14 protein-coding genes are annotated in these 14,995 nt (G+C 71.1%); 11 read left to right on the forward strand and 3 right to left on the reverse strand.

All coding sequences use genetic code 11. From position 1 onward, the window contains the following. The first annotated feature begins 44 nt into the window (after positions 1–44). The 5 genes from C4T42_RS08585 (at position 45) to C4T42_RS32860 (ending at position 2,863) form a co-directional block, all read left to right on the forward strand. Complete coding sequence (locus C4T42_RS08585; RefSeq protein ID WP_326491885.1) at positions 45–323, forward strand: type II toxin-antitoxin system ParD family antitoxin; 279 nt, start codon at positions 45–47, stop codon at positions 321–323. Then, on the forward strand, positions 316–657 hold the full coding sequence (locus tag C4T42_RS08590; protein WP_026604932.1) for a type II toxin-antitoxin system RelE/ParE family toxin: 342 nt from the start codon (positions 316–318) through the stop codon (positions 655–657). Before C4T42_RS08585 ends, C4T42_RS08590 begins: the two co-directional genes overlap by 8 nt. Before the next feature lie 46 nt (positions 658–703). Next, a complete protein-coding gene (locus C4T42_RS08595) occupies positions 704–1,726 on the forward strand; it encodes an LLM class flavin-dependent oxidoreductase (protein WP_020093183.1) in 1,023 nt (340 codons plus the stop codon). A 106-nt stretch (positions 1,727–1,832) separates the two neighbouring features. Next, the gene (locus C4T42_RS32855) at positions 1,833–2,573 is read left to right on the forward strand and encodes a fumarylacetoacetate hydrolase family protein (RefSeq protein ID WP_326491886.1); all 741 of its coding nucleotides are present in this window, start codon (positions 1,833–1,835) and stop codon (positions 2,571–2,573) included. Beyond that, positions 2,570–2,863 (forward strand): fumarylacetoacetate hydrolase family protein, encoded by a 294-nt coding sequence (locus C4T42_RS32860; RefSeq protein WP_326491887.1) that lies wholly within the window; start codon positions 2,570–2,572, stop codon positions 2,861–2,863. The genes C4T42_RS32855 and C4T42_RS32860 overlap by 4 nt, the downstream gene beginning before the upstream one ends. 168 nt (positions 2,864–3,031) lie before the next feature. On the opposite strand, the gene cysN is transcribed toward C4T42_RS32860, so the two are convergent. The 3 genes from cysN to C4T42_RS08615 are packed head-to-tail and all read right to left on the reverse strand — an operon-like array spanning position 3,032 to position 6,221. Then, positions 3,032–4,438: a sulfate adenylyltransferase subunit CysN gene (gene cysN, locus C4T42_RS08605; RefSeq protein ID WP_020093184.1), complete on the reverse strand. Its 1,407-nt coding sequence runs from the start codon at positions 4,436–4,438 to the stop codon at positions 3,032–3,034. After that, on the reverse strand, positions 4,438–5,397 hold the full coding sequence (cysD, locus tag C4T42_RS08610) for a sulfate adenylyltransferase subunit CysD (RefSeq protein WP_020093185.1): 960 nt from the start codon (positions 5,395–5,397) through the stop codon (positions 4,438–4,440). Before cysD ends, cysN begins: the two co-directional genes overlap by 1 nt. Next, positions 5,394–6,221, reverse strand: coding sequence for a phosphoadenylyl-sulfate reductase (locus tag C4T42_RS08615; protein ID WP_020093186.1), 828 nt, complete (start codon positions 6,219–6,221; stop codon positions 5,394–5,396). The genes cysD and C4T42_RS08615 overlap by 4 nt, the downstream gene beginning before the upstream one ends. Before the next feature lie 265 nt (positions 6,222–6,486). Between C4T42_RS08615 and C4T42_RS08620 the strand changes: the two genes are divergently transcribed. From C4T42_RS08620 to C4T42_RS08650, 6 genes are all read left to right on the forward strand, one after another. Continuing rightward, the gene (locus C4T42_RS08620) at positions 6,487–7,002 is read left to right on the forward strand and encodes an Lrp/AsnC family transcriptional regulator (protein WP_010686224.1); all 516 of its coding nucleotides are present in this window, start codon (positions 6,487–6,489) and stop codon (positions 7,000–7,002) included. 111 nt (positions 7,003–7,113) lie between these two features. After that, positions 7,114–8,883: a flavodoxin domain-containing protein gene (locus C4T42_RS08625; RefSeq protein ID WP_020093187.1), complete on the forward strand. Its 1,770-nt coding sequence runs from the start codon at positions 7,114–7,116 to the stop codon at positions 8,881–8,883. 262 nt (positions 8,884–9,145) lie between these two features. Next, positions 9,146–10,996, forward strand: a complete 1,851-nt coding sequence (locus tag C4T42_RS08635) for an NADPH-dependent assimilatory sulfite reductase hemoprotein subunit (protein WP_020093188.1) — start codon at positions 9,146–9,148, stop codon at positions 10,994–10,996. 403 nt (positions 10,997–11,399) lie between these two features. Further along, the gene (locus tag C4T42_RS08640; protein ID WP_020093189.1) at positions 11,400–11,699 is read left to right on the forward strand and encodes a hypothetical protein; all 300 of its coding nucleotides are present in this window, start codon (positions 11,400–11,402) and stop codon (positions 11,697–11,699) included. After that, positions 11,696–12,334 (forward strand): TetR/AcrR family transcriptional regulator, encoded by a 639-nt coding sequence (locus tag C4T42_RS08645; protein WP_020093190.1) that lies wholly within the window; start codon positions 11,696–11,698, stop codon positions 12,332–12,334. Before C4T42_RS08640 ends, C4T42_RS08645 begins: the two co-directional genes overlap by 4 nt. 436 nt (positions 12,335–12,770) lie before the next feature. Further along, positions 12,771–14,951, forward strand: a complete 2,181-nt coding sequence (locus C4T42_RS08650; RefSeq protein WP_020093191.1) for a TonB-dependent siderophore receptor — start codon at positions 12,771–12,773, stop codon at positions 14,949–14,951. The last annotated feature ends 44 nt before the right edge of the window (positions 14,952–14,995 follow it).

Below are 14,995 nucleotides of genomic sequence, written 5' to 3' on the forward strand. Positions count from 1 at the left end.
CTGCTATGATCCTCGGAATCGGGACGGAACGAGAGGCCCTGCCGATGGGCGAGACGATCAGCATCACCCTGGCACCGGACACGCTCCGCGCCGTGCGGGAGAGCGTCGAGGCCGGTGAGTACGCTTCGGTGGACGCGCTGCTCGACGAGGCCGTGCACGCCCTGCAACGCCAGCGACGCGAGGATGCCGAGCGTCTCGATGACATCCGCGCCCGCATCCGGCGTTCCCTGGACGATCCGCGGCCGGATCTGAGCATCGAAGAGGTTCAAGAGGATCTCGACAGGATGTTCGCTGAAGCGCGGCACGACACCCGCCGTGCGTAGACTGCCTGTCGCGTTTCGCCCTCAAGCGCAGGCCGATCTGGCCGGCATCTTCCGAACGGTCTTGCAGCGGAGTCAGAACGTCGCGACGGCGCAGCGCTTCACGCAGCGGATCAAGGATCGGTGCGACCGAATCGGCCACGCACCGCATGCGGGCCGACCCCGTGACGATCTCTTGGAAGGCTTGCGAACGGTGGCGTTCGAGAGATCGGCTGTGATCGCCTATCGCGTGGAACGTGGATCCGTGAGGATCCTCAATATCTTCTATGGCGGCCGCGATTTCGAGGCGGTCTATCCAGGCGATACCACGGAAGAAGCTCAGGAGCCCCCGTCCTGACGAACTGCCCTCGCACCGGCCGGCCCAGACCCCCATCTCACCCGGCATGACCCCGCTCTCCGTCCTCGACCTCTCCTTCGTCAGCGCCGACTCGACCCCGGCGCGGGCGCTGCACGACACGCTGGCCCTCGCCCGCCACGTCGATAACCTCGGCTACCGGCGCTACTGGCTCGCCGAGCACCACGCCCTGCCCAACGTGGCGAGCCCGGCGCCCGAGATCATGATCGGCCAGATCGCCGCCGCGACCCGCAACATCCGGGTCGGCTCGGGCGGCATCATGCTGCCGAACCACGCGCCGCTGATGGTGGCCGAGCGCTTCCGGGTGCTGGAGGCCCTGTTCCCGGGCCGGATCGACCTGGGTCTCGGGCGCGCGCCCGGCACCGACGGCCTCACCGCGCGGGCGCTGCGCCGCCGGGAAGCGCCGGGGGAGGGCGGGGACGACTTCCTCGACCGCCTGCAGGAGCTGCTGTTCTGGGACGGCGGCTTTCCGGAGGGGCACCCGTTCGCGCGGATCGAGGCGAGCCCCGCGGGGGTGCCGCTGCCGCCGATCTTCCTGCTCGGCTCCTCCGACTACAGCGCCCGCCTCGCTGGCGAGATCGGCTGCGGCTTCGGCTTCGCGCAGCACTTCTCCGGGATGCCCGCGGAGCCGCCGATGCTGGACTACCGGACCCGGTTCCGGCCGACGCGGCTCGGCGCGAAGCCCCACGCGATCCTGGCGGTGGCGGCGATCTGCGCCGCCACGGACGCGGAGGCCGAGCGCCTCGCCTCCAGCGCGCGGCTCGCGACGCTGCGGCGGGAGCGCGGCGAGTACCGGCCTCTGCCGAGCCTCGCCGAGGCGCTGGACTACCCGTATTCCGACGGCGAGCGGGTGCAGATCGAGCGCGGCCGCGACCGCCTGCACGTGGGCGGCCCCGAGACCCTGCGGGCCCGGCTCGCCGACATGGTCGCGCGCACGCAGGCCGACGAGCTGATGATCGTCTCGGCGATCCCCGACCAGGCGGCGCGCCACGACTCCTACGCGCTGCTGGCGCGGGCCTGGGGACTCGGCGCCGCCTCACAGGCGGCCTGAGCCGTCACTCGCCCCCGCCGCGGGCGCTGGCGGCGGCGAGGCCGGCCGTGCAGGCTCCCCCCGGTTCACGCCCGCGACCAGACGGGCCGACCGGAGGAGAGGCAGCATGGGCAACCGACGCGAATTCCTGACCGCCACGGCCGCGGGCCTCGCCGCCGCCGCCGCGGCGCCGGCCCGGGCCGCCGAGGAGCGCACGGCGGCTCCGAAATCCACGCCGGCGGGGGCGCCGCCCTTCGGCATGCCCCGCGACATGGTCCTCCTCAACATGCGCCGCGGCGACGGCTACGCCCTGGGCGTGAAGACGAAGGACGGCGTTCTCGACGTCGAGGCCGCCGGCCGGGCGCTCGGGATGCCGGTCCCCGCCGACATGGACGACCTTCTCCAGAACGGGCGCGGCCCGGCCCTGCGCGCCCTGATCGACGCGGTCGAGGCCGCGCCCGACGGGCGCTTCGTGCTGGCGGAAGCCGACGTCGCCTACGCGCCGGTGGTCACGCGGCCCGAGAAGATCATCATGATGGGCTTCAACTACCGCCACCACGCGGAGGAGACCGGCACGCCGATCCCCAAGGACCCGCCGCTGTTCAACAAGTACAACAACGCCCTGAACCACCACGGCGGCACGATCGCGCTGCCGACTCAGGCGGCGCGGGAATTCGACTACGAGACCGAGCTGGTGATGGTGTTCGGCCGCGAGTGCCGGAACGTGTCCGAGGCGGACGCCCTCGATTATCTCGCCGGCTACTGCACGGGCAACGATTTCAGCGCCCGGGACCTCCAGACGCTGACCTCGCAGTTCATGATCGCAAGACCTCGGACGGGTTCGCGCCGCTCGGCCCCTACCTGGTGACCGCCGACCGGGTGAAGGACCCGAACAACCTCAAGCTCAAGACGCTGGTCAACGGCCGGGTGCGCCAGGACTGGAGCACCGACGACATGATCTTCAACTGCCGCCAGCTGATCAGCTTCGCGTCGAGGGTGATGACCCTGAAGCCGGGGGACATCTTCTACACCGGGACCCCGCAGGGGGTGATCTTCGGCGAGAAGATCCCGCGCAAGGACCGCGCGTGGCTGAAACCCGGCGACGAGGTCGTGTCCGAGCTGGAAGGGCTCGGTGAGCTGCGCTTCAGGCTGGTCTGATCCGTCGTCCGAGCGGTGCGACCCGCACCGTCATCACGAGCGCAGCGACGTGACCCAGGGCAGCGCGACGGCAGGTGTCGTCGCGCCGGCCGGATCGCTTCGCTCCGCTCGCGAGGACGGCACTGTCGCAGCCATCACCCGTGAACGGCCCGGGTGCTGGGACCGTCCTCAGCGCCCGAACAGGCGACCGAGACGGGCGAGGAAGCCGCCCCCGTCCGCGGGCTTCGCACCGGGCGTCGCCGCCTGCGCGGCCCCCGCCTTCGGCGCCAGGACCAGCCCGAGGGCCGCCGTATCGGTGGTCTCGCGGTCGATCAGGATCAGGCTGCCGGTCTCGCGGTTCTCCGCGTACGGGTCCACCGCCACCGGCCGGTCGAAGCGCAGGCTCACGTCGGCGATGTCGTTCGCCGACAGGCGCTCGGCCGGGCCGGGCCTGCCGGTCTCGGGATCGATCCGCGAGGCGATCCGCTCCACGGTCGCGGTGACCGTGGCGGTGCCGATCTTGGCGAGCAGGCTCGCGCCCGGGCTGAGATCGGTCTCGGCCGCCCAGAACAGGCGCGCGTCGAGGGTCTCGGTGACCCGCATCGGCGCGTCGGTGGCCACGATCACCTGCCCGCGGGAGGCGTCGATCTGGTCGGCCAGCACCAGGGTCACCGACTCGTCCTCGCCGGCCTCGGGCAGGTCGCCGTCGGCGGTGTAGATCCGCGCCACCGTGGAGGTCCGGCCGGAGGGCTGGACCGTCACCGAATCGCCCGGCCGCACCCGGCCGCTGGCGATCCGGCCGCTGTAGCCGCGGAACTCGGAATTGGGCCGGTTGACCCACTGCACCGCCATCCGGAACGGCGCGTTCAGTGCCTCCGCGCGGACCGGCACGGTCTCGAGGTAGTGGAGCAGGGTGCCGCCCGTGTACCAGGGCGCCGCGACGCCCGCGTCCACGACGTTGTCGCCGTTCTTGGCCGAGAGCGGGATCGCCTTGACCTCGGAGAAATTCAGCCCGCGGGCGAAGTCCGAGAACCCCGACACGATGCCGTCGAAGGTGCCCTGCGCCCAGCCGGCGAGGTCCATCTTGTTCACCGCCAGCACGACGCGGCGGATCCCGAGATTCGACACGAGCAGCGCGTGGCGCCGCGTCTGCCGGGTCAGGCCCTGGCGGGCGTCGACCAGGATCACCGCCACGTCCGCCGTCGAGGCGCCGGTGGCCATGTTGCGGGTGTACTGCTCGTGGCCGGGGGTGTCGGCCACGATGAAGGAGCGCTTGTCGGTGGAGAAGAACCGGTAGGCGACGTCGATGGTGATGCCCTGCTCGCGCTCGGCCTGAAGGCCGTCGACGAGCAGCGCGAGGTCCATCTCCTGCCCCTGCGTCCCGTGCTTGCGCGAGTCGCGCTGGAGCGCCGAGATCTGGTCGTCGAAGATCTGCTTGGTGTCGTGCAGGAGCCGCCCGATCAGGGTCGACTTGCCGTCATCCACCGAGCCGCAGGCGATGAAGCGCAGCACCGCCTTGTTGCGGTGGGCCGTCAGGAACGCCGCGTAGCCGGAGGCCCGGTCGGTGAAGGCCGTGGGAGCCTGGTGGAGCGTCATCAGAAATAGCCCTCCTGCTTCTTGCGCTCCATGGCGCCGGCCCCGTCCTTGTCGATCACCCGGCCCTGCCGCTCCGAGGTGCGCGCCGCCAGCGTCTCGCCGATGATCTCGGGCAACGAGGCCGCGTCGCTCTCCACCGCGCCGGTGAGCGGGTAGCAGCCGAGCGTCCGGAAGCGCACGAGGCGCTGCTGCGGGGTCTCGCCCGGCGCGAGCGGCAGGCGCTCGTCGTCGACCATGATGAGCTGGCCCTCGCGCTCGACGACCGGCCGCTCCTTAGCGAAGTAGAGCGGCACGATCGGAATGTTTTCCTGCTCGATGTAGAGCCAGATGTCGAGCTCGGTCCAGTTCGACAGCGGGAAGACGCGCAGGGACTCGCCGCGCTTCTTCTTGAGATTGTAGAGGTGCCAGGGCTCGGCGCGCTGGCGCTTCGGGTCCCAGCGGTGCTGCGCGGTGCGCAGGGAGATGATCCGCTCCTTGGCGCGGCTCGCCTCCTCGTCGCGGCGGGCGCCGCCGAAGGCCGCGTCGAACTTGTGCTTGTCTAGCGCCTGCCGCAGGGCCTGCGTCTTCATCACGTCGGTGTGCACCTCGGAGCCGTGGCTCACCGGCCCGACACCGCGGGCGAGCCCGTCCGGGTTGGTGTGGACCAGGAGGTCGAGGCCGAGCTCCTTCGCGCGGGCGTCGCGGAAGGCGATCATCTCGCGGAACTTCCATGTCGTGTCGACGTGGAGCAGCGGGAACGGCAGCCGCCCGGGCGCGAAGGCCTTGAGGGCGAGGTGCAGCAGCACCGAGGAATCCTTGCCGATCGAGTAGAGCATCACCGGGTTCTCGGTCTCGGCGACCGTCTCCCGGAAGATGTGGATGCTCTCGGCCTCCAGCCGCTTGAGATGGCTGAGGCGGTCGGCGGCGGTCGGTGCGGGCGTGGGGGCGCTCGGCTGCACGGCGGCGAGGGCGGCGCTCATCGGGCGAACTCCGGCTGGCGGGCTGTCTGATTCGGGGTGGTCTCGAAGGCGGCGGGCTCGAGGATCGCGGGCTCTTGGCCCGGCTGCACGGCCGCACCGGGGCGTCCGACGTGCAGGCCGCACTCCTTCTTGTCTTCCTGCTCCCACCACCAGCGGCCGGCCCGCTCGGGCTCGCCGAGCTTCACGGCGCGGGTGCAGGGGGCGCAGCCGATCGACGGGAAGCCGCGATCGTGCAGGACGTTGTAGGGCACGAAATTGTCGCGCACGAAGCGGTCGACCTGCTCCCGCGACCAGTCGGCCAGCGGGTTCAGCTTGATCAGGCCGCGCTCCGCGTCGAAGGCGGCGAGCGGCGTCTCGGCGCGGTTGGCCGACTGGCCGGCCCGCAGCCCGGTGAGCCAGCCGCTCGCGCCGGCGAGCGCGCGGCCGAGCGGCTCGACTTTGCGGAAGCCGCAGCAGGCCTGACGGGCCGCCACCGAGCGCCGGAAGCCGTTGATGCCCTCGCTCCGCACGAAATCCTCGGCGGCCGCGCGTTCGGGGGCGTAGGCGGTGATTCGGATGCCGTAGGCCGACTCGGTCTCGGTCCACGTGTCGTAGGTCTCGGCGAAGAGGCGGCCGGTATCGAGGGTGACGATCTCGACGCGACCCTTCGCGAGGCCCGCCATGGCCAGCGCGTGGGTGAGCGCCTGGTCCTCGACGCCGAGGCTCGTCGTGAAGACGAGGCGGCCGGGGATCTCGGCGGCGATCAGGTGGAGGCGGCCTGGAAGGTCGAGCCCGGACAGCCGCTCCGCGAGGGAGTCGGCCGCCTGTCGGTCCGGACGGGTCATCGCGCCATGTCCCGGGGTTCGCGTGGTGGAAAGGCCACGGCCAGCGCCGTGCCTGTTGTCGAACGGTCGAAATGTTCGCTATACCGAACGAAGTCAAGGCGCCCCGGCGCGCTTGGCGGGGTCGGACCGGCGGTTCGGCGTGCGGTTGCGCACAGCTTCCGGCGCGGGCAGCATGGGCCCGAGGTAAAAGATTCTTCTCACTGGTCCCGGTAGACACGTATATGCGCTCGCGCCCCGCGCGCGGCGGAAGCCCACGGAGACAGCTTTGGACGCGATCGATCTGAAGATTCTCGCCCTGCTGCAGACGGACGCCACGCTCTCCATCGCGGCGATCGGCGAGCGCGTGGGCCTGTCCCAGACGCCGTGCTGGAAGCGCATCCAGAAGCTGGAGGCCGACGGGGTCATCGACCGGCGCGTGGCGGTGCTCGATCCGGTGAAGCTCGGCCTCGGGCTGACCGTGTTCGTCTCCATCGAGACCGCGGACCATTCCCAGGAGTGGCTGCAGCGCTTCGCCGCAACCGTCTCGGCCATGCCGGAGGTGCTCGAGTTCTACCGGATGGCCGGCGACGTGGACTACATGCTGCGGGTCGTCGTCGCCGACATGCAGGCCTATGACAGCTTCTACAAGCACCTCATCGCGGTGCTGCCGCTCAAGAACGTCACCTCCCGCTTCGCGATGGAGAAGGTGAAATCCACCACGGCCCTGCCGCTGCCGGCGCCCCCGAAGAACGGGCGGCACCTGCCGGGGACGGCCCCCGTCCTCGCCGTGGTTGGAGAATGATATTCTCTTTTTTCGCAGTGCAGCGAACGTGATGTCCTATACGCCACCCGTTCTGCAAAACGAACGTTTCTCGATTGACACCGGCCGCGCCGGCCCCGACATGGTCCCGTGATGTCCCGCCAGAATCTCCTCCCGCGCACCGCCCCGTTCGGGGACGGCGAGCGCGCCAGCCTCGACGCGGTGCTCGGCACCGCGAGCCCCACGCAGCGCGCCTGGCTCGCCGGCTTCCTGGCGGGCCTCGACGCCGCGGGCGGCCAGCCGGCCGCGGTACCGGCCGCCCCGCCCAAGGCCGCCGCGCCGCTGACGGTGATCTACGCCAGCGAATCGGGGAACTCCGAGGCGCTCGCCGGCAACGTCGCCAAGCTCGCGCGCAAGCAGGGCTTCAAGCCGAAGGTGGTGGACTTCGCCGACCTCGACGTCGCGACCCTGCCCAAGGCCGGCAAGCTGATCGCCATCGCGGCCACCTGGGGCGAGGGCGAGCCGCCGGCCCGGGCCGTGCGGGCCTACGGCGAGCTGATGGGGGAGGGCGCCCCGCGCCTCGACGGCGTCGAGTTCGCGGTCCTGTCGCTCGGCGACACGTCCTACGCGGAGTTCTGCGCCATCGGGAAGGCGCTCGACGCGCGCTTCGAGGCGCTCGGCGCCAAGCGCGCCGCCGAGCGGGCCGACCTCGACCTCGATTTCGAGAAGCCCGCCGCCGACTGGATCAAGGGCGCGCTGAAGGCGCTCGCCCCGGCCGAGCAGCCCGACAACGTCGTGGCGGTGGACTTCGCCCGCGCCGGCGCCGGCGAGGACGACGACGCCGAGCCGAGCCGCGAGCCCGTCGTGGTCGAGGTCGTCGAGCACGTGAACCTCAACTCGTCGCGCTCCGACAAGGAGACGATCCACCTCGCGCTCGCCTTCGAGGACGGCGCGCCGGCCTACGAGCCCGGCGATTCGCTGGAGATCTATCCCGAGAACGACCCGCAGCTCGTGGACGAGATCCTGAACGCCGCCGGGCTCTCCGGCGACGAGGCCCTGCGCACGGCTCTGCTCGCCGAGCGGGACATCACCACGCTCTCGGCCGCCACGATCGAGCGCTTCGTGAAGGCGACCGGCCACGCGGAGGCGCAGACGCTCATCGACAGCGGCGAGGCCAAGGCCTGGATCGAGGGCCGCCACCTGATCGACCTGCTGGAGACCTACCCGGCGAAGCTCACGGCCGATCACATCGGCACCATCACCCGGCCGTTGCCGCCGCGGGCCTACTCGATCGCCTCCTCGCGCAAGGAGGTGGGCGACGAGGTCCACCTCGCGATCGCGGCGGTGCGCTACGAGACCCACGGCCGCGCCCGCTCGGGCGTCGCCTCGGTCCACGTCGCCGACCGCATCCGCGACGGCGCCAAGCTGCGGGTGCGGCTGAAGCCGAACCGCCACTTCCGCCTGCCGCAGGATCCGGCCACCGACATCATCATGGTCGGGCCGGGCACCGGCGTCGCGCCGTTCCGCGCCTTCGTGCAGGAGCGCCGCGCAGTGGAGGCCCCGGGGCGGTCGTGGCTGTTCTTCGGCGACCGGCACTTCACCCACGACTTCCTGTACCAGCTCGAGTGGCAGGACGCCCTGGAGGACGGGTCGCTCACGAAGATCGACGTGGCCTTCTCGCGGGACCAGCCGGAGAAGGTCTACGTGCAGGACCGGATCACCCAGCACGCGCAGGAGTTGGTCTCCTGGCTGGACGGGGGCGCGCATCTCTACGTCTGCGGCGATGCCAAGGCCATGGCCAAGGACGTGCGCGCCGCCGTGGTGGGCGCGTACCAGAGCGCGAAGGGCCTCAGCGCCGCCGAAGCCGAGGCGCAGGTCGCGGCGCTGGAGCGCAGCCACCGCTACCAGCAGGACGTTTACTGAGGACACACCGCTCCCCGCACCGCGGGGGGCCTTCAACGAGATGCGGCAGAGACAGGCGGGACGCAGGTCCCCGCTCCCGGGCGGGAGAGGGACAGGGTGAGGGATCAGGTCTTTCCGGAGAGGGCGCACCCCTCACGCCGACCCGCTCCCGCACGGGAGAGGGGGCGGGTCGCGGATCCGGTTCCAGTCCTGCACCGGCTTCGCTCCGCTCGCCACCTCCCGATCGGGGAGGAAGACGCGTTCAGACAGACGGATTCACCCCATGGACGACCACAGCCCCCGCGACGCCGCCGAGACCCCGGCCCCCGGCCCGATCACCGCCCCGGCCAAGCGCGTCTACGAGACCCCGCCGACCGCGCGCCCGATCACGGACGCCGAGGCCGCGCGCGCGGAGAAACTCGCCGCGAACGAGCACATCAAGATCGCCAGCGGCTACCTCCGCGGCACCCTGGCGGACGGCCTCCTGAAGCACGCCACCGGGGCGATCTCGGAGGATGACGGGCAGCTCGTGAAGTTCCACGGGATGTACCTGCAGGACGACCGCGACCTGCGCCCCGAGCGGACCAAGAAGAAGCTCGACAAGGCCTACAGCTTCATGATCCGCCTGCGCATCGCCGGCGGCGTCATCACCCCGAAGCAGTGGCTGATCCTCGACGACATCGCCCGGACCTACGCGGGCGGGGCGCTGCGCGCGACCACGCGCCAGACCTTCCAGTACCACGGCGTGATCAAGTCGAACCTGAAGCGCACGATGGCCGCCATCGACGGCGCGCTGCTCGACACGATCGCGGCCTGCGGCGACGTCAACCGCAACGTCATGGCGGCGACGAACCCCGCTCAGACCGGCGCCCACAAGGCCGCCTACCAGCTCGCCAAGGACATCTCCGACTCGCTGCTGCCCAAGACCAGCGCGTGGCGGGAGATCTGGCTCGACGGCGAGCGCGTGGTCGGCGGCGAGGAGGAGGCCGAGGTCGAGCCGGTCTACGGCCGGACCTACCTGCCGCGGAAGTTCAAGACCGTCGTGGCGGTGCCGCCCTCCAACGAGGTCGACATCTTCGCCCACGACCTCGGCTTCATCGCGATCCTCGACAAGAAGAACCAGGTCACCGGCTGGAACGTGACGGTGGGCGGCGGCATGGGCATGACCCACGGCGAGCCCGACACCTTCCCGCGCACCGCCGACGTGATGGGCTTCGTGAAGCCCGAGGACGCCCTGAAGGTCGCCGAGGCGGTGATGACCGTCCAGCGCGACTGGGGCAACCGCAAGAACCGCAAGAACGCCCGGCTCAAGTACACGATCGAGCGCTACGGCCTCGACGCCTTCCGGGCCGAGGTCGAGAAGCGCGCCGGCAAGAAGCTCGGCGCGCCCAAGCCCTTCACCTTCACGGGCAACGGCGACCGCTACGGCTGGGTCGAGGGCGACGACGGCCGCCACCACCTGACCCTCTACGTGCCCTCGGGCCGGATCAAGGACATCGCGGGCGGCGCGCAGTTCCTCTCGGGCCTGCGCCGCATCGCCGAGGTGCATCAGGGCGATTTCCGCCTCACCGGCAACCAGAACGTCATCATCGCCAACGTCCCGGCCGAGAAGCGCGCCGAGATCGACGCGCTGGTCGACGAGTACGGCCTGACCCGGGGCGCGAGCGCGCTGCGGCGCAGCTCGATCGCCTGCGTGGCCCTGCCGACCTGCGGCCTCGCGCTCGCCGAGAGCGAGCGCTACCTGCCGGACCTGATGACCGAGCTGGAGGAGAGCCTCGCGTCCCACGGGCTCGCCGAGGAGGAGATCACGATCCGCTCCACCGGCTGCCCGAACGGCTGCGCCCGGCCGTTCATCTCGGAGATCGGCCTCGTCGGCCGCGGCCCCGAGCGCTACCACCTCTACCTGGGCGCCGCCCACGACGGCTCGCGGCTCAGCAAGCTCTACCGGGAGGACGTGGCGGCCTCCGAGATCCGCGACACCCTCGACCCGCTCTTCGCCGACTACGCGAAGGGCCGGCAGCCGGGCGAGCATTTCGGCGACTACCTGATCCGCGCCGGCCACGTGGCGCGGACCACCAACGGCCCGGACTTCCACGAGCGGACCGGCGCCCTCAAGCCGGCCACGCTCGGCTGATGAAAGGCCGCGCGCGTCCGGGACGGCGCTTCCGGACGCGCCGGGACCGCGAGGCCGCGGCGGCAGGGTCGCGGGCAGGGTTGCGGAATGCGGGTCGCGGCCCGGCCCCGCCCTGACCGGAGCCGCGCGCCGATCCCGGGCGGCCGGGCCGCGGCGCGAGGGATCCGAGCCCCGGAGGAACTCCCCGCCCATGCGTGGATCCGGACGGCCGTTCCGAGATAACCGGAACCGCCGCCGGAGACCCGGCCGCGCTCGCGCCGGCACGCCCGGTAGATCCCCGCCCTCGCATATCCCCGTCCCAGCGGTGCGCTGTCGTCGCAACCCATCGCCCCCGATGAGAATGAACGTTCATTGACATGAGAATGAACGTTCATTATAAGGGTGGGGCAAACAGGAGCGCGCGATGGCTCTCACACTCGAAGGCCGCTGGTCCGATCTCGATGCCGAGCGTTTCGGCGCCCGCGGCCCGGGCGCCCTCGCCCTCGTCCGCGCCGTCTGCACCCCCGCCAACCTGACCTTCGGCGCCGTCCTGGCCCTCGCCTGGCTGGCCCTGATCAACTGGACGGGCGCCGGCCCGGACGGCTGGCAGGCCCGGATCTGCGCGGACCTGCATCAGGGACCGCAATCCTGCGCCGTCGCCAGCCTGGGCAAGGACCAGAGCCGCGTCGCCCCGGTCGCCGTCACGGCGCAGCCGGGATCGTGACCGTCGCGGCGGACAGGGCGGCGGAGGCCCGCGGCAACCCGTCCGCCCGGCGCGAGCACATCCTCGACGCCGCCGAGACCTGCTTCGCGCGCAACGGCTTCCATCGCACCACCATGCAGGACCTCGCCCGCGAGGCCGCGATGAGTCCGGGCAACTTCTACCGCTACTTCGAATCCAAGGAGGCCCTGGTCCTCGGGCTGGTGGAGCGCGAGCGCGAGCGCGGCACGCTCCTGGTCGCCGAGATGGAGGGCAGCGGCGATCCGCGCGGGACGTTGCTGGGCATCATCGCCCGCTACTTCGCGTCGATCACCCGCGAGGCCGCGACCCTGCGGGTGGAGATCTGGTCGGAATCGACCCGCAACCCGGACATCGCCGCCATGACGGCGCGGACCGAGGCGGAGAGCCGCGACTGGTTCGTGGCGACCCTGGCGGCGCTCGCCACCGCGCCGGGATGCGATCCGGCCGGGCTCTACGCCCTGCTCGCGCCGCTGATGAAGGGGATCGTCGTCGGCCGGGCCGCGCTGCCCGACTACGACGTCGCCGCGGCGATCGCCCAGCTCCACGCGCTCCTCGACGCCGGGCTCGACGGTCGCCTGCCGGCCCCGCCGCTCGCAGGCCGACACGCCGGCCGCTGATCCCGGCACCGCCGCCGCCGCGCCCTCGGGACGCACCGGCGGCGCGCCGGTCGAACCGCCATCGACGATCGCGCGTCGGACACGGCGCGCGGTACGCCGGCCGGTCCGCGTTTCCCCCCTCGCGCGGGCCGGCCGGCCGTTCTCCCGGGCGATCCCGCGCGATCACGCCCGGTCCCCTGACAGACGCGACGGCGTGAGTCGGCCCGCGGCCCGGGATTCAGCCGGTTGCGAAGGGCACGCATTACACACTCTGTAGTTGGCATCTTTGAATGATTTCAAAGCATTGCCCCTCAAAGCGTGCCTTCCGCGCCACATCCGGGCAGAGGATGCGCGCGTCACCCGCGGCTTTCCCGATCGGCGTTGAGAAACGACGGCGTTTGCACTCTAGAAACACCGCACCGCGTCGATACGTCGCTCTTGAGAACGATTTTAAATCATGCCCGCCGCCCGGATCGACGTCGTCGATCGCATCAAATACTGCCGGTCGCGCCTGAATATCTGCAGCACCGGACTCGCGACGTCGCTCCTCCTGCTCGCGCCGACAGAGATCCGCGCGCAATCCGACCCGGCCGCCGACGAGGTCGTGCTCTCCGAACTCAGCGTTGCGGGCACGGGCCCGGTCAGCGAGCGGGCCGACGGTCCCGTCACCGGCTATCGGGCGACGCGCTCGGCGACCGCCACGCGCACCGACACGCCGGTGCGCGACTCGCCGCAATCGATCAACGTCGTGTCCCGCTCGGTGATCACCGACCAGCAGGATCTGCGGCTCACCGATGCCGTGACCAACGTCAGCAACGTGGTTCTCGGCAGCACGGTGCAGGGACGGTCGCAGAACTACCTGATCCGCGGCTTCTCCACCCAGGTCTTCGCCGTCGACGGCGTGCTGGTCGACCCGGCCATCAACTTCTACCCGGTCACACGGGACCTCGTGGACGCCGAGCGCGTCGAGGTGATCAAGGGCCCGGCCTCCGTGCTGTTCGGCCGGGGCGATCCCGGCGGCGTCATCAACATCGTGACCCGCCGGCCCACCTTCGAGCCCACGGCCGACGCGAGCGTGCAGGGCGGCAGCTTCGGCTTCCGGCGGTTCCAGGGCTCCGTGTCGAGCGCGCTGCCCGCCGTCGAGGGCCTCGCCGCGCGTCTCAGCTTCGCCGCCCAGGAGGATCCGACCTTCCGCAATTACGGTGGCGACACCAACCGGCGCGTCTTCGTGGCGCCGGCCTTCAGCTGGACGCCGAGCGCCGACACCCGGGTCTACGTGAACTCGGAATTCACCAACCAGCACACCCAGTACGACGAGGGGCTGGTGGCCTTCCGCGGCCGCGTCCCGCTCGACAACATCGGCCGGTTCTACGGTGAGCCGTCCTCGCGCTACTTCGGCGCGTTCAACACGATCACCATGCGCGCCGAGCACGACGTCAACGAGAACCTGACGCTCCGGCAGGTCATCGCCGGGCAATGGGGCACGTTCGACGTGTTCGCCGCCCGTGCCCTATCGGTCAACAATGCCGGCACGCTGCTGAGCCGGCGCGAAGCCACGGTCAATTCGCGCTTCGCCGCGGTCGACAGCCAGACCGAGGCCGTGATGAAGTTCGACACCTTCGGCTTCGCCCATACGGCGCTCCTCGGGTTCGAGTACTCGAACGGCTTCCGCCACGCCTTCTCCCAGCAGGGCAACCTCGCCCCGGTCAGCTTCCTCAACCCGATGTTCGGCGCGGCCTTCCAGCCGCTCCAGTTCCAGGCCGACCTGAAGCAGAAGCTGGAAGTGTTCGGGCTCTACGTCCAGGACCAGATCGTGCTGGCGCCGGGCCTGCAGCTCGTCGTCGGCGCCCGGTTCGATCTCGGCAGCCAGTACTATTTCAACCGCCAGCCGGCCTCGCGGACCCAGCCGCCCGAGCAGACCCTGTTCGGCGCCTCGCCGCGGGTCGGGCTGATCTACCGGCCGTTCGAGCCGCTGACCTTCTACGCGAGCTACGCCACGTCGTTCCTGCCGCAGACCGCCAGCGTGCTGAACGTGGCGAGCCCCCCGCCCAGCACGGGCGAGCAGGTCGAGGCCGGCACCCGGGTCGATCTCACGCCCGGCCTGACCCTGAGCGCGGCCGCCTTCCAGATCGTCCGGGACAACGTCGCGGCCACCGACCCGCGCAATCCGACCTTCTCCGTCATCACCGGCCAGCAGCGGTCGCGGGGTGTCGAGGCCGACCTGGCCGGCGAGATCCTGCCCGGCTGGAGCATCATCGGCAGTGTCGGCCTGATCGACGCGCGGATCACCAAGGACACGACCTTCGCGGTCGGCAACCGGCTCACCGGCGTGCCGGTGTTCAGCGGCAGCCTGTGGACGACCTACGCGTTCCAGGACGGCCCGCTGCGCGGGCTCGGGCTCGGCTTCGGCGTCACCCATGTCGGCCGACGCTACGGCGACCTCGACAACAGCTTCACCGTGGGCGCCTACAACCGGCTCGACGCGCTCGTGTACTACGATTTCGACGCCCACTGGCGCCTGTCGGTGAACATGCGCAACCTGACGAACGCGCGCTACATCGAGGCGCCGACCAACGCGACCAACAACACCCCCGGGGCGCCGTTCACGGTGCTGGCGACGATCACCGCCCGGCTCTGACGGGCGGGCCGCATCGCCCGAGCGGCCGGGCCCGTCGGGGCGCG

This window comes from Methylobacterium sp. 190mf (genome assembly GCF_900107945.1).
Taxonomy (GTDB): Bacteria; Pseudomonadota; Alphaproteobacteria; order Rhizobiales; family Beijerinckiaceae; genus Methylobacterium.